Consider the following 4,072-nt stretch of genomic DNA (forward strand, 5'->3'; position numbering starts at 1 on the left):
CCCCCGGGACCGTCCCCCGAGCCACCGCCCGCCGGGCCGGCCGAACCACCGGCAGCCGGAAGACGAGCCGCACAGCGCCCCGCCGCAGGCCGCCCCTGCCGCTTGTACGCACCAGGGCCCCCCGATCCGTGCCGGACTGACCCGAGTTGCTCCCTTCACGCATGATCCGTCCGGACTCACCCGGACTACCACGCTCAGGAGCCATTTCTCCCACGCCGACGGGCAGCCCCGGACGGTCATCAGGGGCTCGACTTTCTAATTCGGGACCGGGCCTGAAATAGTTCCTCCCGATGTTCAGCATCCCTAGACTCCCTGCGACGGGGGTAACTCGGGGGACAACTAGTGGGGCGCGGAGTGCCGGAACTCGTACTGGAATTGAATGGAAGGACCTGGACGCTCGATCCGTCCAGGTCGTACACCCTCGGGCGTGATCCGCAGGGTGACCTGGTGATCGACGACGCCAGGGTCTCGTGGCGGCATGCCACCGTCAGCTGGGGCGGCCGCAGTTGGGTCATCGAGGACCACGGCAGCACCAACGGCACGTACGTGCAGGGCCAGCGGATCCACCAGATGGAGATCGGCCCCGGCTCCGCCGTGCACCTCGGCAACGCCACCGACGGCCCGCGGCTCAGCCTGTCCGCTGCGGGCGTCCCCGGCGGGCAGGGCGCCATGGCCCAGCAGCAGGCGGCGCCCCACCAGGCACCCCAGCAGCAGGCGTCGCCCGCCTGGGCCCCCCAGGCCCAGCCGCAGGACGCGCCCCAGCAGCAGCCGCACCAGGCCCAGCAGGCCTGGCAGCAGGCCCCGCAGCAGGCGCAGGTGCCGCACCAGGCACCGGCACCGCATCAGCAGGGCGCCCCGGCCGGCGGTGCCGCGGGGGCTCCGCCGGTGTACGGCGACCGCAGCCCGACGACGTTCCACCAGGTCTCGATGGGCCGCGTCATGCGGATCGGCCGTGCCCTGGAGAACGAACTGGTGGTCTCCGACCTCCAGGTCTCGCGCCTGCACGCCGAGTTCACCGCGACCCCCGACGGCCGCTTCCAGATCCGCGACCTCGGCAGCCACAACGGCACGTACGTCAACGGTCAGCCGATCCCCAAGTCCGGCACCGTCTTCCTCGGCCCCACCGACATCGTCGGCGTCGGCCACTCGACGTTCCGGCTGGTCGCGGACCGGCTGGAGGAGTTCGTCGACACCGGCGAGGTCTCCTTCTCCGCCCGCCACCTCACCGTGACGGTCGACGGCGGCAAGCAGATCCTCAAGGACGTCTCCTTCGGCGTACCCGAGAAGTCGCTCATCGCGGTCATCGGCCCGTCCGGCTCCGGCAAGTCCACCCTGCTCAAGGCGCTCACCGGCTACCGGCCCGCCAACCAGGGCGACGTCCTCTACGACAACCGGAACCTCTACAAGCAGTTCGCGGAGCTGCGCCAGCGCATCGGTCTGGTACCGCAGGACGACATCCTGCACAAGGAACTGACCGTCAAGAAGGCCCTCAAGTACGCCGCCAAGCTCCGCTTCCCGGCCGACACCACCGAGGCCGAGCGCGAGCAGCGCATCAACGAGGTGCTCGGCGAGCTCAAGCTGGACATCCACAAGGAGAAGAAGGTCACCTCCCTCTCCGGTGGCCAGCGCAAGCGCGTCTCGGTGGCCCTGGAGCTGCTGACCAAGCCATCGCTGATCTTCCTCGACGAGCCGACCTCCGGCCTCGACCCGGGCATGGACCGCGACGTCATGCAGCTGCTGCGCGGCCTCGCCGACGACGGCCGCACCGTCCTGGTCGTGACCCACTCGGTCGCCGAGCTCGCGATCTGCGACAAGCTCCTCGTGATGGCCCCCGGCGGTTCCGTCGCCTACTTCGGCCCGCCCGAGGAGGCGCTGAACTTCTTCGGCTACAGCACCTGGGCCGACGTCTTCTCCGCCTTCGAGAACTACCGCGACTACGACTGGGCGGGCCGCTGGCGCGGCTCCCAGCACTACCAGATGTACGCCGCGGACATCGACGCCGTCGCCCCGCAGTCCGTACACATGCCGCCCCCGCAGCAGATGCGCCCGCCCAAGCCGCAGAGCTGGGGCTCGCAGCTGTGGACCCTGATCCGCCGCTACGTGTCGGTGATCGTGTCCGACAAGGGCTTCATCGGCCTCATGCTGATCCTCCCGGCCGTGCTGGGCATCGTCAGCACCGTGATCCCGGCGGACAGCGGCCTGGGCTTCGGCCCCGAGAAGAACCGCCTGATCAACAAGGACGTCGGCACGATCCTGCTGATCCTCGCGGTCGGCGCCTGCTTCTCCGGCGCCGCCAACTCCGTCCGTGAGCTGATCAAGGAACGGGTCATCTACGAGCGCGAGCGGGCCACCGGCCTGTCCCGCTCGGCGTACCTGATGTCCAAGGTCATCGTCCTCGGCTTCATCACCGCCCTCCAGGGCGTGATCATCGCGGCGATCGGCTTCGGCGCCCGCTCCAAGCTGCCGGCCGAGGGCGTCCTGTTCGAGGACACCCCGGTCATCGAGATGACGATCGTCATCAGCGCGCTCGGCTTCACCTCGATGATGTTCGGCCTGATCATCTCCGCGCTGGTGAAGACCGCAGAGAAGACGATGCCGCTGCTGGTGATGTTCGCGATCGTCCAGGTCGTCTTCACCGGCGTGCTCTTCCAGCTCCACGACAGCCCCGGCATCGAGCAGGTCGCGTGGCTGATGCCGTCGCGCTGGGCGGTGGCCGCGCTCGGCACCACCGCGCAGCTCAACGTCACCATGCCGTGGGACCCGCAGAACCTCGACGGGCTGTGGGACCACTCGGCGGGGCAGTGGATCCTCGACATGAGCGTGCTGCTCGGCATCGGCGTCCTCTGCGGCCTGCTGGTCGTGCGCCTGCTGCGGCGCCACGAGCCCGAGGTCATGCGCAAGTAACGGCACCCGGGCACCGGACACGCCGAAGGGCGGCACCCACGCGGGTGCCGCCCTTTCGCACACTCTCGGACGTCAGGCTCAGTAGGCGCTGTTGACGTTGTCCATGGAGCCGTAGCGGTCGGCCGCGTAGTTGCAGGCGGCGACGATGTTGGCGACCGGGTCGTACTGGTCGTGCTTCGTGCCCGCGACGTGGTAGGCGTCGAAGGTCGGCTTGATGACCTGGAGCAGGCCCTTGGACGGGATGCCGTTGACGGCGTTGATGTCCCAGTTGTTGATCGCGCGCGGGTTGCCGGAGGACTCGCGGATGATGTTGCGGTGGATGCCCTCGTAGGAGCCGGGGATGTCGTGCTTCTTCATGATCGACATCGCCTCACGGATCCACCCGTCGAGATTGTTCGCGTAGACCGGCTTGCGCGCGGCGGCACGGCTCGCGGCCGCACGCGCGTCGGCGCGCTTCTTCGCCTCGGCCTTGGCCTTGGCGTCGGCCGCGGCCTTCGCCTTGGCGGCGGCCTGGGCCTTGGCGTCGGCCTTCGCGCGGGCCTCGGCCACTGCCTTCGCCACCTTGTCGGCGCCGACCTGCTGCTGCGTGATGCTCGAGTGCACTGTCTTGGCCTGGGCGCTGCCGGCGGCTGCCGACCACGCAACCGGGGCTGCGGCGGCCACGGACTTCGTGTCGGCCTCGGCCGACGCGTTGTCGGGGACGAGCGAGAACGTGAGGGCGGCGGCGCCGAGGGCGGCGACACCGGCGATCGAGAACTTGTGGTTCTTGTTCAGGCGGCTATAGCCAGGGGTGCGAGACGCGGACATGCAGACGTACCTCTTCGAATAGCGGAAGCCGCGGAGTCCGCGACGGCAGCCATTGTTAGCGTCCGCAAAATCCTGTGGCAAAGGTGTGACGTACGATCCCCGGTAGTGGACGCGGACCCCCGTGCGGGGGCCTGGCGCGGGGCGATACCCAGCCCAGACGCCCCTTATGCGTCCACTACACCCCTTCGTAAGTGACGTGAGTCCTATGCGCGGGCTCACATCGGGCACGTCACGAACTCACCATGAGTTGCACGTGCGATGCTCAGCGTCACCCCTTCGCGGGATGCCGCCAGGGTGCAGCCGCACCTCGTCGGGCACCCGAGCCACAACGGCTCCACCACCCCACCCCCTCCCGTTCGAC

The 4,072-nt window shown here is 69.1% G+C and carries 2 protein-coding genes; one reads left to right on the forward strand and one right to left on the reverse strand.

The window, feature by feature from the left end:
• Nucleotides 1–354: 354 nt before the first annotated feature.
• On the forward strand, nt 355–2,904 hold the full coding sequence (locus tag E2E34_RS32110; RefSeq protein ID WP_425573334.1) for an ABC transporter ATP-binding protein/permease: 2,550 nt from the start codon (nt 355–357) through the stop codon (nt 2,902–2,904).
• Between the two features lie 78 nt (nt 2,905–2,982).
• On the opposite strand, the gene E2E34_RS32115 is transcribed toward E2E34_RS32110, so the two are convergent.
• Complete coding sequence (locus E2E34_RS32115; RefSeq protein WP_138905367.1) at nt 2,983–3,711, reverse strand: transglycosylase SLT domain-containing protein; 729 nt, start codon at nt 3,709–3,711, stop codon at nt 2,983–2,985.
• Between the last annotated feature and the right edge of the window lie 361 nt (nt 3,712–4,072).

Origin of the sequence: Streptomyces albidochromogenes (genome assembly GCF_005981925.1) — a bacterium.
GTDB classification, from domain to species: Bacteria; Actinomycetota; Actinomycetes; order Streptomycetales; family Streptomycetaceae; genus Streptomyces; species Streptomyces albidochromogenes.

What these genes read in the sequence shown, in the direction of transcription:
- E2E34_RS32115 (WP_138905367.1), bottom strand. Translation starts at nt 3,711, where the DNA reads ATGTCCGCGTCTCGCACCCCTGGCTATAGCCGCCTGAACAAGAACCAC.